The 19,983-nt window shown below is 63.6% G+C and carries 14 protein-coding genes; 7 read left to right on the forward strand and 7 right to left on the reverse strand.

Going from position 1 to position 19,983, the window contains the following annotated elements:
• Nucleotides 1–14: 14 nt before the first annotated feature.
• The 3 genes from AC1ROT_RS03535 to AC1ROT_RS03545 form a co-directional block, all read right to left on the reverse strand.
• Nucleotides 15–1,589, reverse strand: a complete 1,575-nt coding sequence (locus AC1ROT_RS03535) for a hybrid sensor histidine kinase/response regulator (protein ID WP_492997232.1) — start codon at nucleotides 1,587–1,589, stop codon at nucleotides 15–17.
• 637 nt (nucleotides 1,590–2,226) lie between these two features.
• Nucleotides 2,227–3,354 carry an acyl-CoA dehydrogenase family protein gene (locus AC1ROT_RS03540; protein WP_492997233.1) on the reverse strand — a complete coding sequence of 376 codons (1,128 nt, stop codon included), beginning with the start codon at nucleotides 3,352–3,354 and terminating at the stop codon, nucleotides 2,227–2,229.
• A gap of 38 nt (nucleotides 3,355–3,392) precedes the next feature.
• Entirely contained in the window at nucleotides 3,393–4,583 is a 1,191-nt protein-coding gene (locus AC1ROT_RS03545) for an acyl-CoA dehydrogenase family protein (RefSeq protein WP_492997234.1), read from the reverse strand.
• A gap of 132 nt (nucleotides 4,584–4,715) precedes the next feature.
• Here AC1ROT_RS03545 and AC1ROT_RS03550 point away from each other — a divergent pair, with 132 nt between their 5' ends.
• Entirely contained in the window at nucleotides 4,716–5,132 is a 417-nt protein-coding gene (locus AC1ROT_RS03550; protein ID WP_492970101.1) for a PaaI family thioesterase, read from the forward strand.
• Here AC1ROT_RS03550 and AC1ROT_RS03555 read toward each other — a convergent pair.
• Nucleotides 5,129–5,977, reverse strand: a complete 849-nt coding sequence (locus AC1ROT_RS03555; RefSeq protein WP_492997235.1) for a crotonase/enoyl-CoA hydratase family protein — start codon at nucleotides 5,975–5,977, stop codon at nucleotides 5,129–5,131. The genes AC1ROT_RS03550 and AC1ROT_RS03555 overlap by 4 nt on opposite strands.
• 89 nt (nucleotides 5,978–6,066) lie before the next feature.
• Between AC1ROT_RS03555 and AC1ROT_RS03560 the strand changes: the two genes are divergently transcribed.
• Nucleotides 6,067–6,933, forward strand: a complete 867-nt coding sequence (locus tag AC1ROT_RS03560; protein ID WP_492997236.1) for a MaoC/PaaZ C-terminal domain-containing protein — start codon at nucleotides 6,067–6,069, stop codon at nucleotides 6,931–6,933.
• An 11-nt stretch (nucleotides 6,934–6,944) separates the two neighbouring features.
• On the opposite strand, the gene AC1ROT_RS03565 is transcribed toward AC1ROT_RS03560, so the two are convergent.
• Nucleotides 6,945–8,657 (reverse strand): EAL domain-containing protein, encoded by a 1,713-nt coding sequence (locus AC1ROT_RS03565; RefSeq protein ID WP_492997237.1) that lies wholly within the window; start codon nucleotides 8,655–8,657, stop codon nucleotides 6,945–6,947.
• Between the two features lie 214 nt (nucleotides 8,658–8,871).
• Here AC1ROT_RS03565 and AC1ROT_RS03570 point away from each other — a divergent pair, with 214 nt between their 5' ends.
• Entirely contained in the window at nucleotides 8,872–10,575 is a 1,704-nt protein-coding gene (locus tag AC1ROT_RS03570) for a long-chain-fatty-acid--CoA ligase (protein WP_492970097.1), read from the forward strand.
• A gap of 51 nt (nucleotides 10,576–10,626) precedes the next feature.
• Here the strand turns inward: AC1ROT_RS03570 and AC1ROT_RS03575 are convergent, their stop codons facing one another.
• The gene (locus AC1ROT_RS03575) at nucleotides 10,627–11,571 is read right to left on the reverse strand and encodes a dihydrodipicolinate synthase family protein (RefSeq protein WP_492997238.1); all 945 of its coding nucleotides are present in this window, start codon (nucleotides 11,569–11,571) and stop codon (nucleotides 10,627–10,629) included.
• Between the two features lie 71 nt (nucleotides 11,572–11,642).
• Between AC1ROT_RS03575 and AC1ROT_RS03580 the strand changes: the two genes are divergently transcribed.
• On the forward strand, nucleotides 11,643–13,760 hold the full coding sequence (locus AC1ROT_RS03580) for a methyltransferase domain-containing protein (RefSeq protein ID WP_492997239.1): 2,118 nt from the start codon (nucleotides 11,643–11,645) through the stop codon (nucleotides 13,758–13,760).
• 3 nt (nucleotides 13,761–13,763) lie between these two features.
• Here AC1ROT_RS03580 and AC1ROT_RS03585 read toward each other — a convergent pair whose 3' ends face one another.
• Nucleotides 13,764–14,549, reverse strand: a complete 786-nt coding sequence (locus tag AC1ROT_RS03585; RefSeq protein WP_492970093.1) for an HpcH/HpaI aldolase family protein — start codon at nucleotides 14,547–14,549, stop codon at nucleotides 13,764–13,766.
• A 128-nt stretch (nucleotides 14,550–14,677) separates the two neighbouring features.
• Between AC1ROT_RS03585 and AC1ROT_RS03590 the strand changes: the two genes are divergently transcribed.
• From AC1ROT_RS03590 to tkt, 3 genes are all read left to right on the forward strand, one after another.
• Nucleotides 14,678–15,217: a chemotaxis protein CheW gene (locus AC1ROT_RS03590; RefSeq protein ID WP_492970092.1), complete on the forward strand. Its 540-nt coding sequence runs from the start codon at nucleotides 14,678–14,680 to the stop codon at nucleotides 15,215–15,217.
• Nucleotides 15,218–15,363: 146 nt separating this feature from the next.
• Entirely contained in the window at nucleotides 15,364–17,679 is a 2,316-nt protein-coding gene (locus AC1ROT_RS03595) for a methyl-accepting chemotaxis protein (RefSeq protein ID WP_492997240.1), read from the forward strand.
• 186 nt (nucleotides 17,680–17,865) lie between these two features.
• The gene (gene tkt, locus AC1ROT_RS03600; protein ID WP_492997241.1) at nucleotides 17,866–19,878 is read left to right on the forward strand and encodes a transketolase; all 2,013 of its coding nucleotides are present in this window, start codon (nucleotides 17,866–17,868) and stop codon (nucleotides 19,876–19,878) included.
• The last annotated feature ends 105 nt before the right edge of the window (nucleotides 19,879–19,983 follow it).

Here is a 19,983-nt window from a genome sequence, read left to right on the forward strand (position 1 = left end):
TTGCAGGAACGGTCTCAACCAAGCAATGCGGCCAGGCGCGTCGCCAGGTCCTGGACGCGATAGGGTTTGCCCAGCATCGCTTCCGGATCATGATCGATGGTGTCGGGAAAAACCGCGCCGGGGAAGCCCGAGGTGAACAACACCTTCAGGCCAGGCCGGCGCTGGCGCGCCGCACGGGCCAGATCATAGCCGCTCATGCCGCCCGGCATGACGATATCGGTAAACAGCAGATCGATGACGATCCCGTCATCGATCTGCCGCAGCGCCTCGTCGGCATTTGATGCCTCGATGGTCCGATAGCCGAGCTTGGCCAGCTGCAACAGCACGACAGAGCGAATATCGTCGTTGTCCTCGACCACTAGGATGGTCTGCAGGTTATGGCTGACCGGTCTGCGGACCTCTGCCGGTGTATCGGAGGATGCCGGCAGGTTGTCGACGACCGCCATCTCGGCCGCTTTGGCGCGCGGCAGGTAGAGGCGGATGGTCGTGCCATGTCCGACCTCGCTGTAAACCTTGATATGCCCGCCTGACTGTGACAGGAAGCCGAAGACCATGCTCAGGCCCAGGCCGTTGCCGCGCCCGACATCCTTAGTGGTGAAAAAGGGCTCGAAAATCCGGTTGATAACGGCAGGCGGCATACCGAGCCCTGTATCGGTGAGGACGACGGAAACATAATCGCCGGGTTCGGCACCGGGATTGATCTCAGCATACATGCTGTCGAGCGCGACATTGGCGGTTTCCAGAATCAGGCGGCCGCCGGCCGGCATCGCATCGCGCGCATTGACGGCCAGATTGACGATCGCCGATTCCAGATTGGCGGCGTCGATGAACACCGGCCAGAGATCCCCCGTCGGTGAAAAAACGATCTCGATATGCTGCCCCAGTGTCCGTCGCAGCAGCGGCGTGAAGCGCTGCAGCAGGTCGTTGACATCTACCACGCGGGGGATCAGCGGTTGCTGCCGCGCAAAGGCCAGAAGCCGCCGCGTCAGGTCGGCGCCGCTTTTTGCGGCATGCAGGGCATCGTGGATATAGCGCCGGCTCTCCGGCGTCAGTTCGGGCTGGTCGACGATCAGGTCCAGGCTACCGACCATGACAGCCAGAATATTATTGAAATCATGGGCAATGCCGCCGGTCAGTTGCCCCACCGCATCGAGACGCTGCAGGTGGCGCAGCTTTTCCTCGACGACCCGCTGTTCGGTCACGTCGCGGCCGATGAAGAAATGCAACTCGGTTTCCGTTGACCATACCCCGGTCCAGGACAGGTTGATAACGCGCCCGTCCCTGTGCATGTAGCGGCACTGGAAATTGCGCATCTCATGCCCGCGCCGCGCCAGCCGCATTTCGGCGCGCGTGCTGTCGAGATCGTCGGGATGGATGAAGCCGACAGCGCTCTGTCCGACCATGTCGGCCGGATTGCGGCCCAGGATGGCCTTCGCGCTGGGACTGACGCGGACAAAGCAGCCGGCACGGTCGACGACCAGAATCAGATCGAGCGAGGTCTCGAACAGGCGCTGATTGATGGCCGCGACGACACCCGAATCCTCGACGGGACGATCTGCATTCGCCGGTGCATGCGGGCGGTCGATCATAGTAGCGATTTCCTCCGGCGCTGACGCATCCTGCAATCGCTTGCCTGAACCCTCGCCCCCGATCCGTACACGGTCAAGGGGTTTCTGCCGTCCCGTCGCCACCGCATGGTGAATGGAGGTCTTTGGAGGATTTTCAGATTGCGCCGTCTTGATGGTGATGCCTCCGGACAGCATGACGATATGCGGCCCCATATCCCGGCCACAAACGGATGAGCACTGGCCGCGACCTTCCGGCAGATGTCACACCGTAAACTGGCGGCGCAGTAAAACGTCCCCTGTCTCCCAATGCTGCCCTTGACTTTAAGGACAGAGATCGTACTTTTTATGTTCTCATTTCCGGTCCTGGAAATCGTGAATACGGAGATATGCCTGCGCCGTACCCGGAGCGCGTTCTTAAGCTTTACAGATTCATGGAATGAAATGGGCGCTGCCGGAACAATCCGCAGCATCCGGAAGCATTGGGAAGCGTTGGAAACTGGCGGGAACCGTTACGAACCCGGACGACCCCAGATGAGCCCGGAACAGACCAATTCGCAGCGTTGCCGACACTGCTGACAGTGCAATCACTGCCAGCACCATGAAAAAGCCGGACAGGTGGTCCCTGCCCGGCCTCACTATTACAAAAGCATGCGGCTGTTTAGTCGCTTAATGCCGCAAAGCGGCGCTGGTGGTGATCGGCGTTGCCGAAGGTCGTGTCGATCATCATCAGGCGCTTGAAGTAATGGCCGACATTCAACTCGTCGGTCATGCCCATGCCGCCATGCACCTGCACCGCCTGCTGCCCGACGAACTTGCCCGAACGGCCGATCTGCACCTTGGCCGCCGCCGCCGCCTTGGCGCGCTCCTTCGGCTCGGCATCGGCCTTCAGGCTGGCGAGCAGCGCCAGTGAACGCGCCTGCTCCACCTGCATCATCATGTCGACCAGACGATGCTGGATAACCTGGAACTCGCCGATGGCACGGCCGAACTGCTTGCGCTGCTTGGCATAGGCCAGCGTCGTCTCATGCACCGCAGCCATGGCGCCGACGGCTTCCGCCGCCAGATAGGAGATCGCCTGGTCCACCACCGCTTCCACCGCCGGCAGCGCCTTGCCCGGATCGCCCAGCACGGCTTTCACCGGCGCATGGTCGAAACGGATGTCGCTGGCGCGCTTGTTGTCCACGGTGCGGTAATCCTGCCGCGCCACGCCGGCGCCCGAGGCATCGACGACGAACAGGCCGAGACCCTCGGCATCGTCATGCTTGCCAGCCGTGCGCGCCAGTACGATCAGGCTGTCGGCCGAGGCCGCATCCCAGACGACGATCTTCTTGCCGTCCAGCACCCAGCCGTCGGCAGTTTTCTTAGCCGTGGTCTGCACTTCGTTGAGCGCAAAGCGCGCGCCATGTTCGGCGAAGGCAAAGGCCCATTTCGCCTTGCCCTCGGCAATCGCGCCCAACCAGTCCTCTTTCTGCTGGGCGTCGCCCACCGCCTGGATCAGGCCACCGCCAAGGATGACGGTGGAGAAATACGGCTCGGCCACCAGATGGCGGCCGAAACGCTCGGCCAGCAACGCCACATCTACCGCACCACCGCCCATGCCGCCGGCCTCTTCGGGCAGCGGGATGGCCAGCCAGCCCAGTTCGGCCATGATTTTCCAGTTGGCGTTGTCGTAGCCGAGATCGGTCTTCACCAGCTTGCGCCAGCGCTCGAAATCGTACTTGTCCTGCAGCCAGCTCTCGACGCTGTCGGCCAGCAGATTCTGTTCCTCGGACAGTTGGAAATCCATGTGACGTTCTTTCCTGGTCTCTTGATGTATGGATGCGGTTACAGGCCCAGCACCATCTTGGCGATGATGTTGCGCTGAATTTCATTCGAGCCGCCGTAGATCGTGGTGGCACGATAGTAGAGATAGGCTTCCATGCGCCCTTGCGCGTAATCGGGTCCCACCGGCGGCTGGTTCGAGCCATCGGGACGATGCTCGTAGGGTGCGGCGTAATAGCCCATCGCCTCGACCGCCAGTTCGCTGATGCCCTGCTGGATCTCCGAGCCGCGGATTTTCAGCATGCTGGCTTCCGGCCCCACGCCCTTGCCGGCATTCTCGGCCGCCAGCACCCGCAGGTTGGTGTATTCCAGCGCCAGCAGGTCGATCTCGATGGCGGCAACCTTGTTGCGGAAGCTGTCATCCTGCAGCAAAGGCGCCCCGAAGGCCTGCTCGGCACGGGCGATCTGCTTGAGGCGCTTCAGACGCTGCTTCGAGGTCGCCACTTCGGCAATGCCGGTGCGCTCGTTGCCGAGCAGGAACTTGGCATAGGTCCAGCCCTTGCCTTCCTTGCCCACGAGATTCGCCTTCGGCACGCGCACATTGTCGAGGAACACTTCGTTGACGCTGTGGCCCTCATCGATGGAAATGATCGGCCGCACGGTCACGCCGGGATCGCGCATGTCGATCAGCAGGAAGGAGATACCCTCCTGCGCCTTGGCCTCGAAGTCGGTGCGCACCAGGCAGAACATCATGTTCGCGTGCTGCGCCTGGGTGGTCCAGATCTTGTGGCCGTTGACGACGTAATGGTCGCCCTGCAGCTCGGCTTTCGTACGCAAGGAGGCAAGGTCGGAGCCCGAGCCCGGCTCGGAATAGCCCTGGCACCACCAGTCGTCCATGCTGAGGATGCGCGGCAGGTATGTCTTCTTCTGCGCGTCGGTGCCGAAGGTGTAGATCACCGGCCCGACCATGGCATGGCCGAAGGGCACCAGCGGCGGCGCATCGGCGGCGGCGCATTCTTCATCGAAGATGTAGCGCTGCACCGGCGTCCAGCCCGGGCCACCATGCTCTTTCGGCCAGAGCGGCGCCGACCAGCCGCGACGGGCAAGGATCTTGTGCCAGGCGACGAAATCAGCCTTGTCCATATGGATCATGCGCCGCGTCTTCTCGGCCAGCGCCGGCGGCAGATTGTCGCGGATGAAGGCGCGCACTTCGTCGCGGAAGGCGCGCTCGTCTGCCGTGAATTCGAGATCCATGGCGATTTCTCTCCCTGTAACGGGGAAAGGTTAAGTCCAGCCGCTCCGGCAGGCAAGCGGGTGACGCTGGGGAAGCCCTTGCAATACGAAGATTCACTTGCTCAAGTCCCGGCTGAACAGAAGGACAGAATCATGACATTCGATCCCGCCGCTGCCGGCTGGAAGCAGCGTTCCGGCCAGGGGCCGTTCACCATCGAGGTCGGCCCGATCTGGGTAAAGCGTGAGGAAGACGGCAGTTCCGCCTACGGCCTGCTGGCGGAAGAGCGCCACACCAATTCGCGCGGCGTGATGCATGGCGGCATGCTGATGACCTTTGCCGACCATACCTTGGGCTGGGTGGTCTGGGACCTGGTGGAGCGCAAGGCCTGCGCCACCGTGTCGCTGAACAACCAGTTTATCGCCGCCGTGAAGCCTGGCGACTTCGTCGAGATGCGCAGCCATGTCGTGCGCCAGACCCGCAGCCTGATCTTCATCCAGGGCACCGCCACCGTGGCCGGCAAGACCGTGCTGACGTCCGAGGGTATCTGGAAAGTACTGGGCGTCGGCTAACGGCGTCGCTGCACCAGCTTCTTGGCCGGCAGCAGGTCGGCGAATTTCGGCTCGCGCTTCTGCTGCGTGGCCGTGACCGCCTCCATCAGGTCGGGCGTCAGGAACATGCCGGCCTGCCAGACCTGCATGTAATCCAGCGCATCCGCCGTGCTGTGGTCACGGGTGTAGTTCAGCATCTGCTTGGTGCCGTGGACGGCCAGCGGCGACTTGGAGGTCACGGTTTTGGCCACCTGCAGCACGGCCTGCAGCATCGTGGCATGATCGGGGAAAACCGCATTGACCAGGCCGGCGCGGAAGGCCTCCTCCGCCGGCATGCGCCGCCCGGTATAGGCCAGCTCGCGCACCAGTCCCGACGGCATCAGATGCGGCAGGCGCTGCAGGGTGCCGACATCGGCGGTCATGCCGATGTTGATTTCCTGGATGCAGAACCAGGCATCCTGCGTGCAGTAACGCATGTCGCAGGCCGAGATCATGTCGACGCCGCCACCGACGCACCCGCCCTGAACTGCCACTAGAACAGGGACCCGGCACCGGTCGATGACGGCGAAGGTTTCCTGCATCTCGGCGACCGCACGACGCATCTGCTCGCCGACCCGGCCGCGGTCGCCCTGCAGCATGTCGCCGGCGAAGACGGCGAAGGCGGAAAGGTCCAGCCCGCCGGTGAAGGTTTTTCCGGTGGAGGAAATCACCACGGCGCGCACCTCCGGCCGGTCCTCGATCTCGGCGAAGACATCCACCATCTCCTGCCAGAAGGGTAGCACCATGGCATTGGCCTTGTCGGGGCGGTTGAGGACGATCTGCGCCACCTGGTCGGCCAGGCAGAAATCGAAGGTCTTGTAGGTCATGGTCTGCTCCCTGGGGCCTGACGCAACGTCAAGCTGGTTTGCCACGGTCTGCGCCGCTAGTCTCCGGGGAAAGATTTAAGGGAGGAACCATGCCGATTGTCTATGAGGAACTGGTCGCGCTCGACATTCCCGGCCGCGAGGTCAGCTACACCGACCGCGAGACCATGCTCTATGCGCTCTCCGTCGGCATGGGCCAGGACCCAATGGACCTGGACGAATTGCCCTTCGTCTTCGAGAAGGACCTGCGCGCCCTGCCCAGCCTGTCCACCGTGATCACCTGGGACGACAGCTGGACGCCGAAGACCGGCATCAACTACGTGATGGTCGTGCATGGCGAGCAGCGCATTACTATCCACAAGCCGCTCAAGGCCGCCGGTGCGGTGACGTCAAAGGTCCGGATCAAAGACGTGTTCGACAAAGGCGCCGGCAAGGGCGCCATCATGCTGGTGGAGAATGTGCTGAGCGATGCGCAGAGCGGCGAGACCTTGGTGACGCTGCTCTCCACGACGTTTGCCCGCGGCGATGGCGGCTTCGGCGGCCCGGCGCGCAGGCCCGAAGAGCTGCCACCCAAGCCACACACGATCCCTGACCGCCCGGCCGATGCCGGCGTGACGCTAAAGACCCAGGAGAACCAGGCGCTGTTCTATCGTTTATGCGGCGACCGCAATCCGCTGCATGCCGAACCGGCATTCGCCAGCGCCGCCGGCTTTCCGCGCCCGATCCTGCATGGTCTGTGCACCTATGGCATCGCCGTGCGTGCTGTGGTGAAGGCGGCCTGCGACCATGACCCGTCGCGCATCGCCGACATCAACGCGCGCTTCACCGCGCCGGTTTTCCCGGGCGAAACCATTCACACGGAAATCTGGCGTGACGGCGACATCGTGTCCTTCCGTGCCCGGGTGGCCGAGCGCGACGTGGTGGTGCTGGATCACGGGCGGGTGGAACTGCGCGCCTAAAGAGAAGGCCGTTAACCGCGCTTGAAGCGGAAGTCCGTCGGATTGTTGTGCTCGCCCGGCAGGTCGTCGAGGCGCAGCGGCTCCAGCTTCGGTTCGGCTTCCGGCCGGCCGAACAGGAAACCCTGGCCATAGTCGATGCCGAAATCGAGCAGCAGGCGCGCCTGGTCCTCGGTCTCCACCATCTCGGCGACCGTGCCGATCTTCAGTTCCTTGCAGAGCCAGACCATGCCCTTGAGGATGGCCTGGTCGCGCGGCGACCCTTGCGTCTGCAGCGCCTTCACATAGGCGCCGTCGATCTTGACGTAATCGATCTCCAGAGCCTGCAGATAAGGGAAAGACGCCGCCCCGGCGCCAAAATCGTCGAGACAGACGAAATGCCCGTCCTCGCGCAGCTGCCGCACCGCATTGGCGGCATGCACCAGATTGGTGATCTGGGTCGATTCCGTGATCTCGAAGATCAATTGCCGCCGCAGGCTCGGATCGGCCGCTGTGATTTCGCGCAAAGCCGCCATGAAGACGGCGCTTTCCAGGCTGTGGCCGGAGAGGTTGACCGCGATATCCAGCGTATCGCCCTGGCGCCGGCGGTCGCCCAGCAAGGTGAACACGCGCTGTACAACGGCGAGGTCGAATTCGCCAATCATGTGCACGCCTTCGGCCAGCCGGATGGTCTCGAACGGCGAACCGCCGTCTTCAAACCGCGACAGCGCCTCGTAATGATGCAGCGTCCGGGTGTTCAGCCTTACGATCGGCTGGAACACCAGCTGGAACTGCCGGCCCGAAACGGCGGAACGCAGAGCCTGCACGCGCGCCACCGTGCGCTGCAGCAGCGCCTTCAGGCTGTCCTCGGTGGATTGCAGCGTGAAACCCGAGGCTCCGTCGCTGGCAAAGCGCTCGACCGCAAAGGCCATGGCGCTGGCGGCATCGTCGTCGCTCATGCCCTTGGCGTGCAGGTCGAGGGTGGCGCCATGGATACCCAGCCTGTCGACGGCAACGGCCGCTCCGGCGCTCTGCTTCACCAGACTACGCACCTGTTCGGCCACCGCATCCTGGTCCAGGCTGGCGGCATGCAGAATGCCGTATTTCTCGTCGTCGATCCGGCCGGCCGTGTCGCCGCCCATCGATTTGGCGCGGATCAGCGCGCCGACATCCTCGATCAGCGTCTGGCTGTCATCGCCCAGGCTCTCAGCCAGTTCGCGCAAGCCGACGATTTCGATCAGGGTGAGCTTGACCTCCGAACCCAGCTCGCGCGCCAGCTTCAGCCGATCACCGGCGCGGGCCTCGAAGGCCTCGGCATCCAGCAGGCTGGCCTGGTAGTCGCGCTTGTTTTCCAGCGCGGTTTCGGCCAGCGGCAGGCGGGCATTGGACAGCGTGAGATAGTACCGCCCCTCCAGGCGCGGCAGGCAGCAGCCGCCCAGCACGCAGATCGGACCAACCGCCCCGTCGATGCGTAGCAGCTGTACCGTGACCGGATCGATCCGGCCGCCGACCGCCAAGCTGCCCAGCAGGTTCATGATGAAATGCCGGTCGGCCTCGGCGACCATATTGGCGAAATTCCGGCCGATCAGGCCCTCGGCCTCGCAGCCGGCAATCAGCCGCGCCGCGCCTGAGGCAAAGGTAATCTCGCCTTCCGCACCCACTTCCAGCATGAGGTCGGCCGCGGAAAAGGCGAAAGCAACGAAACGATCGCGCTCCGCCCGCATATCCTTGGCGCCGGCGCCGCCCATACTGGCCTCTTGGGGAAGGGTGAAAATCCGCCGCCGAGTGTGCCAGCCGCCGCGATGCAGCGCAACCCTGCCTCCGGTGCAAACCCTTGGCCGGATGAGGCAGATTGGCCTGACGTTGCGCCACGTTGCGTTGGCCCCGCCCGCTTCCTACAATGGCACAAGTTTCCGGTCCTCAAACGCGGCCGGCCCAATGTCTAGGGGGAGAAAGAAAGCAATGAACGCACCGTTCTGGGAAAAATCCTATCCGGCCGGCGTCACCTGGACGCAGAATTTCCAGGCCCGCCCGATCTGGACCCTGCTGGATGACGCCGTGGCGCGCTTCGCGCCGCAGCCCTTCCTCGATTTCATGGGCAAGTCCTACACCTATGCCGCCGTGTCCGACCTGGTCGACCGCGCCGCCAAGGGCTTCCAGCAGCTGGGCGTCGGCCCGGGCGTGCATGTGGGCCTGTTCCTGCCCAACACGCCACATTACGTGATCTGCTTCTTCGCCATCCTCAAGGCTGGCGGCCGCGTGGTGAACTACAGCCCGCTCGATGCCGAGCGTGAGCTGCGCTACAAGATCGAAGACAGCCAGACCGACATCATGGTCACGCTGGACCTGAAGGCGCTCTACACCAATATCGGCAAGATGGTCGGCACCACGCGCCTGAAGAAGGTTGTGGTCGGCCGCCTGCCCGACGTGCTGCCCTTCCCCAAGAATTTCCTGTTCCCGCTGGCCAAGGGCAAGGAGATCGCCCAGATCCCGAAGGACGACAAGCATGTCCGCTTCGCCGATCTGGTCGCCAACGATGGCCGCTACACGCCGCATCCGGTGAAGGATCCGGCCGAGGAAGTGGCGATCCTGCAGTATACCGGCGGCACCACGGGCCAGCCCAAAGGCGCCATGCTGACCCACGGCAACATCACCTCCACCGTCCATATGTACGGAAGCTGGACCGCGGAGGGCATGACGCTTGATGACGGCAAGGAGCGTGTGCTGATGGTCCTGCCGATGTTCCATATCTACGGCCTGAGCGCGGTGCTGCTGCGCATGCTGACCATCGGCGCGGAATTCATCCTGCATCCGCGTTTCGAGCTGAAGGCGGTGGTCGAGGATCTGCACAAGAAGAAGATCACGATCTTCCCGGGCGTGCCGACCATGTATGCCGCCATCGTCAACCTGCCCAATATCAAGGATTACGATCTCTCGACGGTCAAATTCTGCGCCTCGGGCGGCGCGCCGCTGCCGGTGGAAGTGCAGGACAAGTTCGAGCAGATCACCGGCCACAAGATGATCGAGGGCTGGGGCATGACCGAGACCTCGCCGGCCGGTACCCAGACCGTTTACGGCAAGCGCAAGCGCGGTTCCTGCGGCCTGCCGCTGCCCGGCATCACCATCGAGATCGTCGACGTCGACGATCCGCTGAAGGTCAAGGGCGTCAACGAAACCGGCGAAATCTGTATCACCGGCCCGAATGTGATGAAGGGTTACTGGAACAAGCCTGAAGCCACGGCGGAAGCCTTCGCCGGCGGCCGTTTCCATACCGGCGACGTCGGCTATCAGGACGAGGAAGGCTATATCTTCATTGTCGACCGCAAGAAGGACATGATCCTGTCGGGCGGTTTCAACGTCTATCCGCGCAATATCGAGGAAGCCATCTACGAGCATCCGAGCGTGGAGGAATGCACCGTGATCGGCGTGCCGGACCAGTATCGCGGCCAGTCGGCCAAGGCCTTCATCAAGCTGAAGCCCGATGCCCAGCCATTCACCTTCGAGCAGCTGAAGGATTTCCTGAAAGACAAGCTGGGCAAGCACGAAATGCCCGTCGGCATGGAAATCCGCGAGGCCCTGCCCAAGACCCTGATCGGCAAACTGTCGAAGAAGGAACTGGTCGAGGAAGAGAAGAAGAAGGCCGAGGCTGCAAAACCGGCCACCTGAGCCGCAGCATTGCTGAAAAAGCCCCGGATTTCTCCGGGGCTTTTTTTATAGCTACTCCGCAGCCCTCGCCGAGGTCTCCAGCGTTGCATCCCAGGCCCGCAAGGCCTGGGCCGCGGGCTGAACCCGCGCGCGCTCCGCAGCGTTCAGGCCGGTGAGCAACGGCAGCATCGGCCCCATATCGGCAATGCCGGCCAGCGTGACCGCATCGTGCAGGGTGCGGATCGGACTGATGCCGTCGCGCAGGTCTTCCACCGGCATGAAGGCTTCGCGCAGATGTTCGGCCTGCGCCCAGTCCCCGCGCTGGATCGCCGACAGGATCGCCATCGAACCCCGCGGCGCGATACAGACCGAACCCGACGTGAAGCCGCCCAAGCCAAAATGGCGCAGATGCTGGATTGCCGGACGTTCGCCGATGCCGCTGATCACCAGCTTGGGGTCAACATGGTCGAGCAGGCGCTTCAGATAATCGTCCTGCAGCGGATCGGCGCGCACGGTGCCGTACTTGACCGCACAGACCAGCCCTTCTTTCACCAGCCGACCGGCGGCTTCCGGCGCGATGTAGTTATCCGACTTGATATAAAGGATGACCGGCTTGCCCATGGTGACGGCGGCACGGCGCAGGCCGATCTCGATCCCATCCGATGTGGCCGGAAAGGTCATCGGCAGGGCCATGGCGGTCGGCACCTTGGATCCGCGCAGGATTTTCGCCTGGTCGATCAGCTTGCCGTAATCGGGCCCGAAAGAGGGAATCAGCCAGGTATCGGCGCCCACGGCATCGATCAGGAATTCCAGCACCTCGGCATATTCGCTGACCGGCAGATTGTAGACATTGGCATTGCCGCCATACATCAGGCTGCGGATGCCGCCAGCCTCCATATGGGCGATCAGCTGCCGATTCGCGTCTTCATTCAGCGTCAGATCGGAATAACGGGCCAATGGCGGCACCGCGAACACCGACTTGCCAAGGTCGGCCGAAACCACAGGCGTTGTTTTCATTATGTTTGCTCCAAACGGGCGTTCCCCTTAGTAATAGAGTAATCATCTTCCGCATCCTGCTGCAAAGCGAAATGTCGCTTCCCGATCCCACCGTCATTGCTGAAAAAGCCCATCTGCTGCCAATCCTGCGCGCGGCCATGCGGGCTATCGATGCGGGGCTGTACCAGCAGGCTGAGGACTTCCTGAATAGCCTGCTGGTGCAGGAGCCCGACTTCGCCGATGCCATACACCTGCAGGGCTATATCGCCCTGCAGCGCGGCGATCTGGCCACCGCCCGCCAACTGGTCGAACGCGCGATCGCCATCGACTTCCATTTCGAGAGCTATCACCTGACGCTGGGCCATATCCTGCTGGCATCCGGCGACCGCGCCGGCGCCAAGGAAAGTTTTGGCGCCGCCATGGTGCTGAACCCCAACATGAACGACGCCTATATCGGCCTCGCCCATGCCTTCCTGGCCGATGGCGAGGTGGAAACCGCCGTCGGCGTGATGTTCAGCGCCCTGAGCCAGACAACCAAGCATGCCGAAACCAATTACATGCTGGGCTATGTGCTCATGGCCAAGGGCGATGCCAAGCAGGCCCTAGGTTACTTCGGCCGTGCCTACCAGTTTGCGCCCGATAACACCCGCTACAAGATCGGTTTCGCTAGGGCCCTGCGCGATGTGCGCATGAAAAAACCCGATCCGGCGATGGTGGCCGCCGCGTTGCCGCTGCTCGGCACGCCGGGTGTGGAGCCGCGCGACCTGGCCCCGGTGATCGAAAGCGCGATCTGCCTCGACCCCACCTTCCTGGGACTGCAAAGCATCGACAGCCTTCCCGCCATCAAGGTGGCCGCTGTGCTGGCGGTGCCGCACTGTCCCGATCCCTTGCAGACGCCAGGCCTGGCAGAATGGCTGGAGCATGGGCTGGTGACGGATCCCCGCATCGAGCAGAGGCTGATCGCGTTGCGGCGCGGCCTGCTCAGCCTTGCGCTGGAACAGCCGGCGATCCTGCCGCGTTACGCCCGGCTGATCGGGCTGATGGCCACACGGGCCTTCCAGGCCGAATATCTCGACCCCGTGCATGACAGCGAGCGCAGCCGCCTGGACAAGCTCGACCGGCATCTCGCCGCCGCCGACCCTGCCGAGGCAGCCGTCGCTTTCGGGGTCTACGCCTTATACGAGCCGCTTTACCGGCGCAGCGATGCCGCGCGCCTGGCAGCTGCTGAATGGCCGGCGGAGTTCGCCACACTGAAACGACGTCAGCTGGACGAGCCTCTGCTGGAGCGCCGCCTTGCCGCCGATCTGCCGGCCCTGATGCCAATCGAGGATGCGACCAGCCGCGCCGTGCAGGAAATGTACGAGGAAAGTCCGTTTCCGCGCTGGCACCAGCCGGTGCTTGGCAGCGGCGTCAACGTTTCGCTGCGCCTGCGTTCAGCCCTGCCCTTCCAGACTATTCCCAGCGGGACCAGTGCCAGCCCGGATATTTTGGTGGCGGGCTGCGGGACCGGCCTGCATGCGATCCTTGCGGCGACCAGCTATCTCAATGCCAAGGTGCTGGCGATCGACCTGAGCCGTGCCAGCCTGGCCTATGCCAAACGCAAGGCCGACGAACTGAAGATCGGCAATGTCGAATTCGCCCAGGCCGATATCCTGCGATTGGGCAGCATCGAACGCCGCTTCGACGTGATCGAAAGCTTTGGCGTGCTGCACCATCTGCGCGATCCGGCCGCTGGCCTGGCGCAACTGGTCATGCTGCTCAAGCCCGGCGGCCATATGATGCTCGGCCTGTACAGCGAGCTTGGCCGCCGCGATGTGGTCACGGCGCGCGCCCTGGTGGCCGAACGGGGCTATCGCGATACGCCAGACGATATCCGCCGCTTCCGCGCCGATCTGCCGCAGCTGCATCCCAAGCTGTCGCGGCGGCTGGGCGTTTCCAGCGCCTATTATACGCTGAGCGACCTGCGCGACCTGATCTTTCACCGGCAGGAGCATCGCTATACCCTGCCGCAGCTGGGCATGCTGATCGACGCCACCGGCCTCGAATTTCTCGGCTTCGAGTTCAATTCGCCCAAGCCGCTCACCGGCTATCGCGCGCGATTCCCCGACGACCCCACCGCCACTAGTCTGGCGAACTGGGAAAAGATCGAGACGGAGAATCCCGATCTTTTCGCCAATTGCTATCGCTTCTGGGTTCGCCGCAAGACGTAAGGCTCAGGCGCGCCCGATATGGCCGCGGAAACGCTTGGCTAGATCGCGTGTCGCCTTGGTCAGCAGGCCCTGATCGACGCCAACGGCGACGAAGGTGAAGCCGGCATCGAGGTAGCGTTTCGCGTCATCCTCGTTGGGCGCCAGAATGCCGGCGGGCATGTTGGCTTCCTTGCACAGCTTCAGCGCCCGCATGATCTCGGCCTGCGCTTCCGGATGCGCGGCGTTGCCCAGATGACCCAGGCTGGCCGACAGGTCGGCCGGGCCGATGAAGATGCCGTCCACGCCTTCGACCGCAGCGATTTCAGGAATCCGGCCGACGGCTTCCTGGGTCTCCACCTGCAGGATGACGCCCAGCTCGGTTTCCGCCTTGGCATGATAGTCGGTCACGAGGCCATAGCGGTTGGCACGCTGGTTGCCCGACACGCCGCGCACGCCCTTGGGCGGATAGCGGGTGGCGGCGATCGCCTTTTTCGCCTCGTCCACATTCTGCACAAAAGGCAGCAGCAGGTTCGGCGAGCCGATATCCAGGAAGCGCTTGATCATCACCGTGTCGTTCCACGGCGGGCGCACCACGGGACTGGCCGTATTGGCGTCGATCTGCATGGCCTGCAGTTGCTGCAACACCATCGGCAGCTCGTTGGGCGAATGCTCGGTATCCAGCACCACCCAGTCGAAACCGGCTGTGGCAAGGATTTCAGCCACGATATTGCTGCATAGCGAACACCACAGGCCGATCTGGGGACGGCGCTCTTTGAGGGCGCGTTTGAATGTATTGACGGGCAGTTGCATGACTGGCCCTTCCTCCCTGAAATCTTTAGACGGACCGTCCTACAACAATGAATTAATCACCGCGATACAAGAGGAATCTATGCTAAAAAACGCCCGGATCAGGGCAAAAGACAATCCAGGAGGGCGCCATGGCGCAGCTGCCAACCGCTACTCAGGGGCGCGGCACGACCAGCGGCCCCGAACACTCGGGCAGCAACGAGTATCTCACCTTCGCCATCGACGCGCAGAACTACGGCATCGACATCCTGAGTGTGCGTGAAATCCGCGCCTGGACCGAAGTGACCAATCTGCCCAATACCCCAGACTTCGTGCGCGGCATCATCAACCTGCGGGGCGCGGTGGTGCCGATCTACGACCTGCGCGTCCGCTTTGGCGGCGGCCGCACCACGCCGACCAGCATGCATGTGGTCATCGTCGTGGTGGCCGCAACCGGCACCTTCGGCCTGCTGGTCGATTCCGTTTCCGACATCCTGTCGATCAACGAACGCGACCTGCAGACGGTACCGGAGACCGGGATGGAGGCAGACTACAAATTCCTCAGTGCCCTGGTGGCGCGCGAGGACCGCATGGTTTCCATCCTAGACCTCGACCGCCTGGTCAATACCGCCACGGCCGCACAGATGCAGCAAATCGCAGCCCAGCAGGCTCAGGGGCCGGTGGCGCCATAGTTGCATGCGCAAATATCTCCATATTGGGGGATTAAATATTGATAACGCTGCCCTCTTGGAGCGGCACACCGCATAAAGACCGGCTAGGGTCTCCCCACTGATATTGCCGCCGCGCCCCAGCGGCGCACCTGAGGGGAACCGTCCTGATGCCGACCTTATCGATCCGAACCACCCTGGGCCTTGTCATCGGCGTTCTCGGCTTGATGCTGATTGGCGTCAGCATCAATGCCGTATCCACAGCGCTGGACCGCAATCGCGCGGCGCAACGGGTGGCGACACTGGCGCCGATCAGCCAGGCGCTCTTCACCAGCCTGCAGCAGCATCGTCTTGAGCGCGGCAACATCCTGATCTCCTACCGCGCCGAAGCGCCGGCACCGAAGGAGACCGTCGACAACATCACCACCTACCGGGATGGTGCGCGGAATGCCTACAACACCGGCTATGCCATGCTCTCGGCGCTTCCCGCACAGGCCGGCGCCGCCCCCATCCAGACAAGACTGAAAACCACGCATGACGCCGTGGAAGCCCTGCGGGCGAATATGATGGCCGCGATCAACCAGCCGCGAGCCCAGCGCAACCCGCAGGCTGCGCAGGAATGGACGCGTGTCACGCAGGCGTTTCTCGATGCTGTCGAAGCCGCTTCGGAATTTCTGGAATCCTCGCTGCAGCTGGTTGATCCGACGGTCGATCAACTGCTGAGCGCCAAGCAGAATGCCTGGACGATCCGAAACTACGCGGGTTCGCTGGTGCTGCGCATCCTGACGACAATGTCTGGCGGCCAAACCTGGACCATCACCGATGTCTCGGCTCATGCCGATGATGCCGGCCGCGTCGCAACCGCCTGGGGCGTTGTCAGCGCGATTGCCACCCGCAGTGACACGCCGGCCAGCCTGCGCGAGGTGGTAAATACTGCAAAGACCTTCTTCTCCGGCCAGATCGCCAGCGAGCGCGAAGTCATCGTCAAGGCGTTCACGGCCGGCCAGCCCTCACCGGTTGAGCAGGCGAAGTACCAGCCGACGGTGACGGAAAGCCTCAATATGCTCAACGCCATCGCCAACACGGCTCTGAACGAGCTGATCAAGCGCGCGAATACCCAGATGGCCGATACGCAACAGAGCCTGATCCTGAACGGCCTGCTGCTCGCAGCAGCCATTGCGGTCACCGTGTTCGGCTTCCTGATCGTGCAGTGGCGCGTCAGCGGTCCGATCGTGCGCATGACCGGCGCCATGCAGGACCTGGCCAGCGGCAATCTGCAGACCGAGATTCCCTATGTCGATCGCGGTGCCGAAGTAGGCCAGATGGCAAAGGCCGTGCAGGTCTTCAAGGACAGCATGATCGCGCGCGAACAGGCCGAAACCGACATTACGCAGCAACGCGAGGAGTCCGAGCAGCGCCGCATCCAGCGCGAAGCCCGCGAGAAAGCGGCCGGCGACGAGATCGCTGCGCTGGTCAACAAGGTAGGCCAGGGCGACCTTAGTGGCCGCATCGACGAAACCGGCAAGGACGGCTTTTTCCTGAGCACCAGCCAGGAACTGAACAGGCTCGCCGCAACCCTGCAGACCATGACCGGCGAATTGGCCGGCACCATGGGCGCCATGGCCGGCGGTGACCTGACCAAGTCCGTGCAGGGCAATTACGAGGGCGTGTTCGGCCAGATCAAGACCGGCGTCAACGGCATGGGCGAGCGCCTGCGCGATTTCGCCGGCCGTCTGGCGGAGAATGCCGAAGCGGTGAATGCAGCGGCAGCCGAAATCTCGACCGGCAGCCAGGATCTGGCCAGCCGTACGGAAAGCCAGGCCGCCAGCATCGAAGAAACGGCGGCCTCCATGCACGAGATCACCGCGACGGTGAAGCAGAATGCCGACAACGCTCAGGCCGCCAACCAGCTGGCGACAGCAGCGCGCGATACCGCCGAAAAGGGCGGCAGCGTGGTGGCCAATGCCGTCACTGCCGTGACGCAGATTGAGAGCAGCGCGCAGAAGATCAGCGACATTGTCGGCCTGATCGACGAGATCGCCTTCCAGACCAACCTGCTGGCGCTGAATGCTTCGGTGGAAGCGGCGCGTGCGGGCGAGGCCGGCAAGGGCTTTGCCGTGGTGGCGCAGGAAGTGCGTGCGCTGGCGCAACGCTCGGCCAATGCGTCGAAAGACATCAAGGCATTGATCGCGGAATCGAATGCCCAGGTGAAGACCGGCGCGACCCTGGTGAACCAGACCGGCGCATCGCTGACCGAAATCGTTGCGGCCATCAAGAAGGTATCGGACATCGTGGCCGAGATCGCCGCCGCCAGCCGCGAACAGGCCACCGGCCTGGATCAGGTCAACACCGCGGTGGGCAATATGGATGAAATGACCCAGCGCAACGGTGCCTTGGTCGAAGAAACCTCGGCCTCGGCCCAGGCGCTGGCCAACCAGGCCGCCGAACTGGCCCAGCTGGTCGGTTTCTTCAAGCTGCGGGGCTGATCGGCAGCGACTCCGGCGAGGCCGCAGACCCCGCCGGAGAATCGTCCCCGGAAAACGCCGGCCAACGGGGAATTTCAGCACGATTCCAGCAGCTTTCCGCCCCGGGCGAGCATGGGTTGACGGGGGCGGCTTTGCCCGGCATGGTCGCGCCCGATTTTGCTGCTTCCAATGCGGGATTTTGACGACATGCTGCAGGCCGCCACCGCCTTCCCCCGTCACACGGCTTCCGCCAGCCATGCCGACATGGCCAATGCCATCCGCGCCCTGTCGATGGATGCCGTGCAAAAGGCCAATTCGGGCCATCCGGGCATGCCGATGGGCATGGCCGATGTCGCGACCGTTCTGTTCAGCCGTTTCCTGAAATTCGACCCGCAGAACCCGACCTGGGCCGATCGCGACCGCTTCGTGCTGTCGGCCGGCCATGGTTCGATGCTGATCTATTCGCTGCTGCATCTGACCGGCTATGCCGACATGACGCTGGACGAGCTGAAGAACTTCCGTCAGATCGGCGCACGTACCGCCGGCCATCCGGAATTCGGCCATGCCGCCGGCATCGAGACCACCACCGGCCCGCTGGGCCAGGGCATCGCGACTGCCGTGGGCATGGCGCTGGCCGAACGCGCGCTTGCAGCTCAGTTCAGCGACACATTGAGCAATCACTATACCTATGTGATCGCCGGCGACGGCTGCCTGATGGAAGGCATCAGCCACGAGGCCATTTCGCTGGCCGGCCATCTGAAGCTGAACAAGCTGATCGTACTGTGGGACGACAACCAGATTTCCATCGACGGCCCGACCAGCCTCTCGGTCTCCGACGACCAGATCAAGCGCTTCCAGGCCAGCGGCTGGAACACCATCGCCGTCGATGGCCATGACGCCGATGCCGTCGCCGCAGCGATTGCCGCCGCCCAGAACAGCGACAAGCCGAGCATGATCGCCTGCCGCACCGTGATCGGTTACGGCGCGCCGACCAAGGCCGGCACGGCGGCGACCCACGGTTCGCCCCTAGGTGGCGACGAGATCAAGGGTGCCCGCGAGAAGCTGGGCTGGCCCCATGCGCCGTTTGAGATTCCCGAGGCGATCCTGAAGGCCTGGCGCAGTGTCGGCGCCGCCGGAGCCGCGAAATTCGCCGCCTGGAGCAAGCAGTTCGCCGCCCTACCGGCCGAACAGCGCGCCGAATGGGAGCGCCGCTTCAAGGGCGACCTGCCCGCCACGTTCAACCAGACCATCATCGACTACAAGGCCAAGCTGAGCGCCGAGAAGCCGAAATGGGCGACGCGCAAATCCTCGCAGATGGCGCTGGAAGTGATCAATCCGGTGGTGCCGGAAACGCTTGGCGGTTCGGCCGATCTCACCGGCTCGAACAACACCAAGACCGCAAGCCTGGCCCCTATCAAGCCCGGCGACTTCAGCGGTCGCTACATCTATTACGGCGTGCGCGAGCATGGCATGGCGGCGGCGATGAATGGCATCGCCCTGCATGGCGGCTTCATCCCGTATGGTGGCACCTTCCTGGTCTTCACCGACTATTGCCGCCCCTCGATCCGCCTCTCGGCCCTGATGCACCAGCGCGTCGTCTACGTGATGACCCATGACTCGATCGGCCTGGGCGAAGACGGCCCGACGCACCAGCCGGTGGAACATATCGCCTCGCTGCGCGCCATGCCGAATCTGCTGGTGCTGCGTCCGGCCGATGCGGTGGAAACCGCCGAAGCCTGGCAGGTTGCCCTGCAGAGCAAGGATCGTCCGGCCGTGCTGGCGCTCACCCGCCAGGATCTGCCCACCGTGCGCAACACTCATACGGCCGACAATCTGGTCGCCAGGGGCGGCTACGAACTGGCTGCCGCCGATGGCGCGGCCAAGGTGACCTTGCTGGCCACCGGTTCGGAAGTCGCTATCGCGATGACCGCCCGCGATCTGCTGCAGAAAGACGGCATCCCGACCCGCGTGGTCTCGATGCCCAGCTTCGAGCTGTTCGACGCTCAGGAAGTCACGTACCAGGAGCAGGTGCTGGGCCCCAATACCGTGCGCGTCGCCGTCGAAGCCGGTGTGCGTCAGGGCTGGGACAAGTATCTCGGCATCAAGGGCGGTTTCGTCGGCATGAGCAGCTTCGGTGCCTCGGGCCCGATCGACCAGCTCTACAAGCATTTCGGCATCACGGCGGAAGCCGTGGCGGCGGCGGCCAGGCAGCGCCTGTAAGGGCCGCGCCGCGCGCCTGCCGCACCGAACCCGTTTTCCGGTCCCGGCTCCGAGTCAGGGTGGCCGGGAACCCGGCTGCATGCTATAGCAGCCAGCGTAACTCAT

The organism is Ferrovibrio sp. GW821-FHT12E11 (genome assembly GCF_058806975.1).

Bases quoted from the DNA above. Each gene is read 5' to 3' on its own strand.
- AC1ROT_RS03535 (WP_492997232.1), bottom strand. From the start codon at position 1,589: ATGATCGACCGCCCGCATGCACCGGCGAATGCAGATCGTCCCGTCGAG.
- AC1ROT_RS03580 (WP_492997239.1), top strand. From the start codon at position 11,643: ATGTCGCTTCCCGATCCCACCGTCATTGCTGAAAAAGCCCATCTGCTG.
- AC1ROT_RS03560 (WP_492997236.1), top strand. From the start codon at position 6,067: ATGCCGATTGTCTATGAGGAACTGGTCGCGCTCGACATTCCCGGCCGC.
- AC1ROT_RS03545 (WP_492997234.1), bottom strand. From the start codon at position 4,583: ATGGATCTCGAATTCACGGCAGACGAGCGCGCCTTCCGCGACGAAGTG.
- AC1ROT_RS03555 (WP_492997235.1), bottom strand. From the start codon at position 5,977: ATGACCTACAAGACCTTCGATTTCTGCCTGGCCGACCAGGTGGCGCAG.
- AC1ROT_RS03565 (WP_492997237.1), bottom strand. From the start codon at position 8,657: ATGGGCGGCGCCGGCGCCAAGGATATGCGGGCGGAGCGCGATCGTTTC.
- AC1ROT_RS03540 (WP_492997233.1), bottom strand. From the start codon at position 3,354: ATGGATTTCCAACTGTCCGAGGAACAGAATCTGCTGGCCGACAGCGTC.
- AC1ROT_RS03590 (WP_492970092.1), top strand. From the start codon at position 14,678: ATGGCGCAGCTGCCAACCGCTACTCAGGGGCGCGGCACGACCAGCGGC.
- AC1ROT_RS03575 (WP_492997238.1), bottom strand. From the start codon at position 11,571: ATGAAAACAACGCCTGTGGTTTCGGCCGACCTTGGCAAGTCGGTGTTC.
- AC1ROT_RS03585 (WP_492970093.1), bottom strand. From the start codon at position 14,549: ATGCAACTGCCCGTCAATACATTCAAACGCGCCCTCAAAGAGCGCCGT.
- AC1ROT_RS03550 (WP_492970101.1), top strand. From the start codon at position 4,716: ATGACATTCGATCCCGCCGCTGCCGGCTGGAAGCAGCGTTCCGGCCAG.
- AC1ROT_RS03595 (WP_492997240.1), top strand. From the start codon at position 15,364: ATGCCGACCTTATCGATCCGAACCACCCTGGGCCTTGTCATCGGCGTT.
- AC1ROT_RS03570 (WP_492970097.1), top strand. From the start codon at position 8,872: ATGAACGCACCGTTCTGGGAAAAATCCTATCCGGCCGGCGTCACCTGG.
- tkt (WP_492997241.1), top strand. From the start codon at position 17,866: ATGCTGCAGGCCGCCACCGCCTTCCCCCGTCACACGGCTTCCGCCAGC.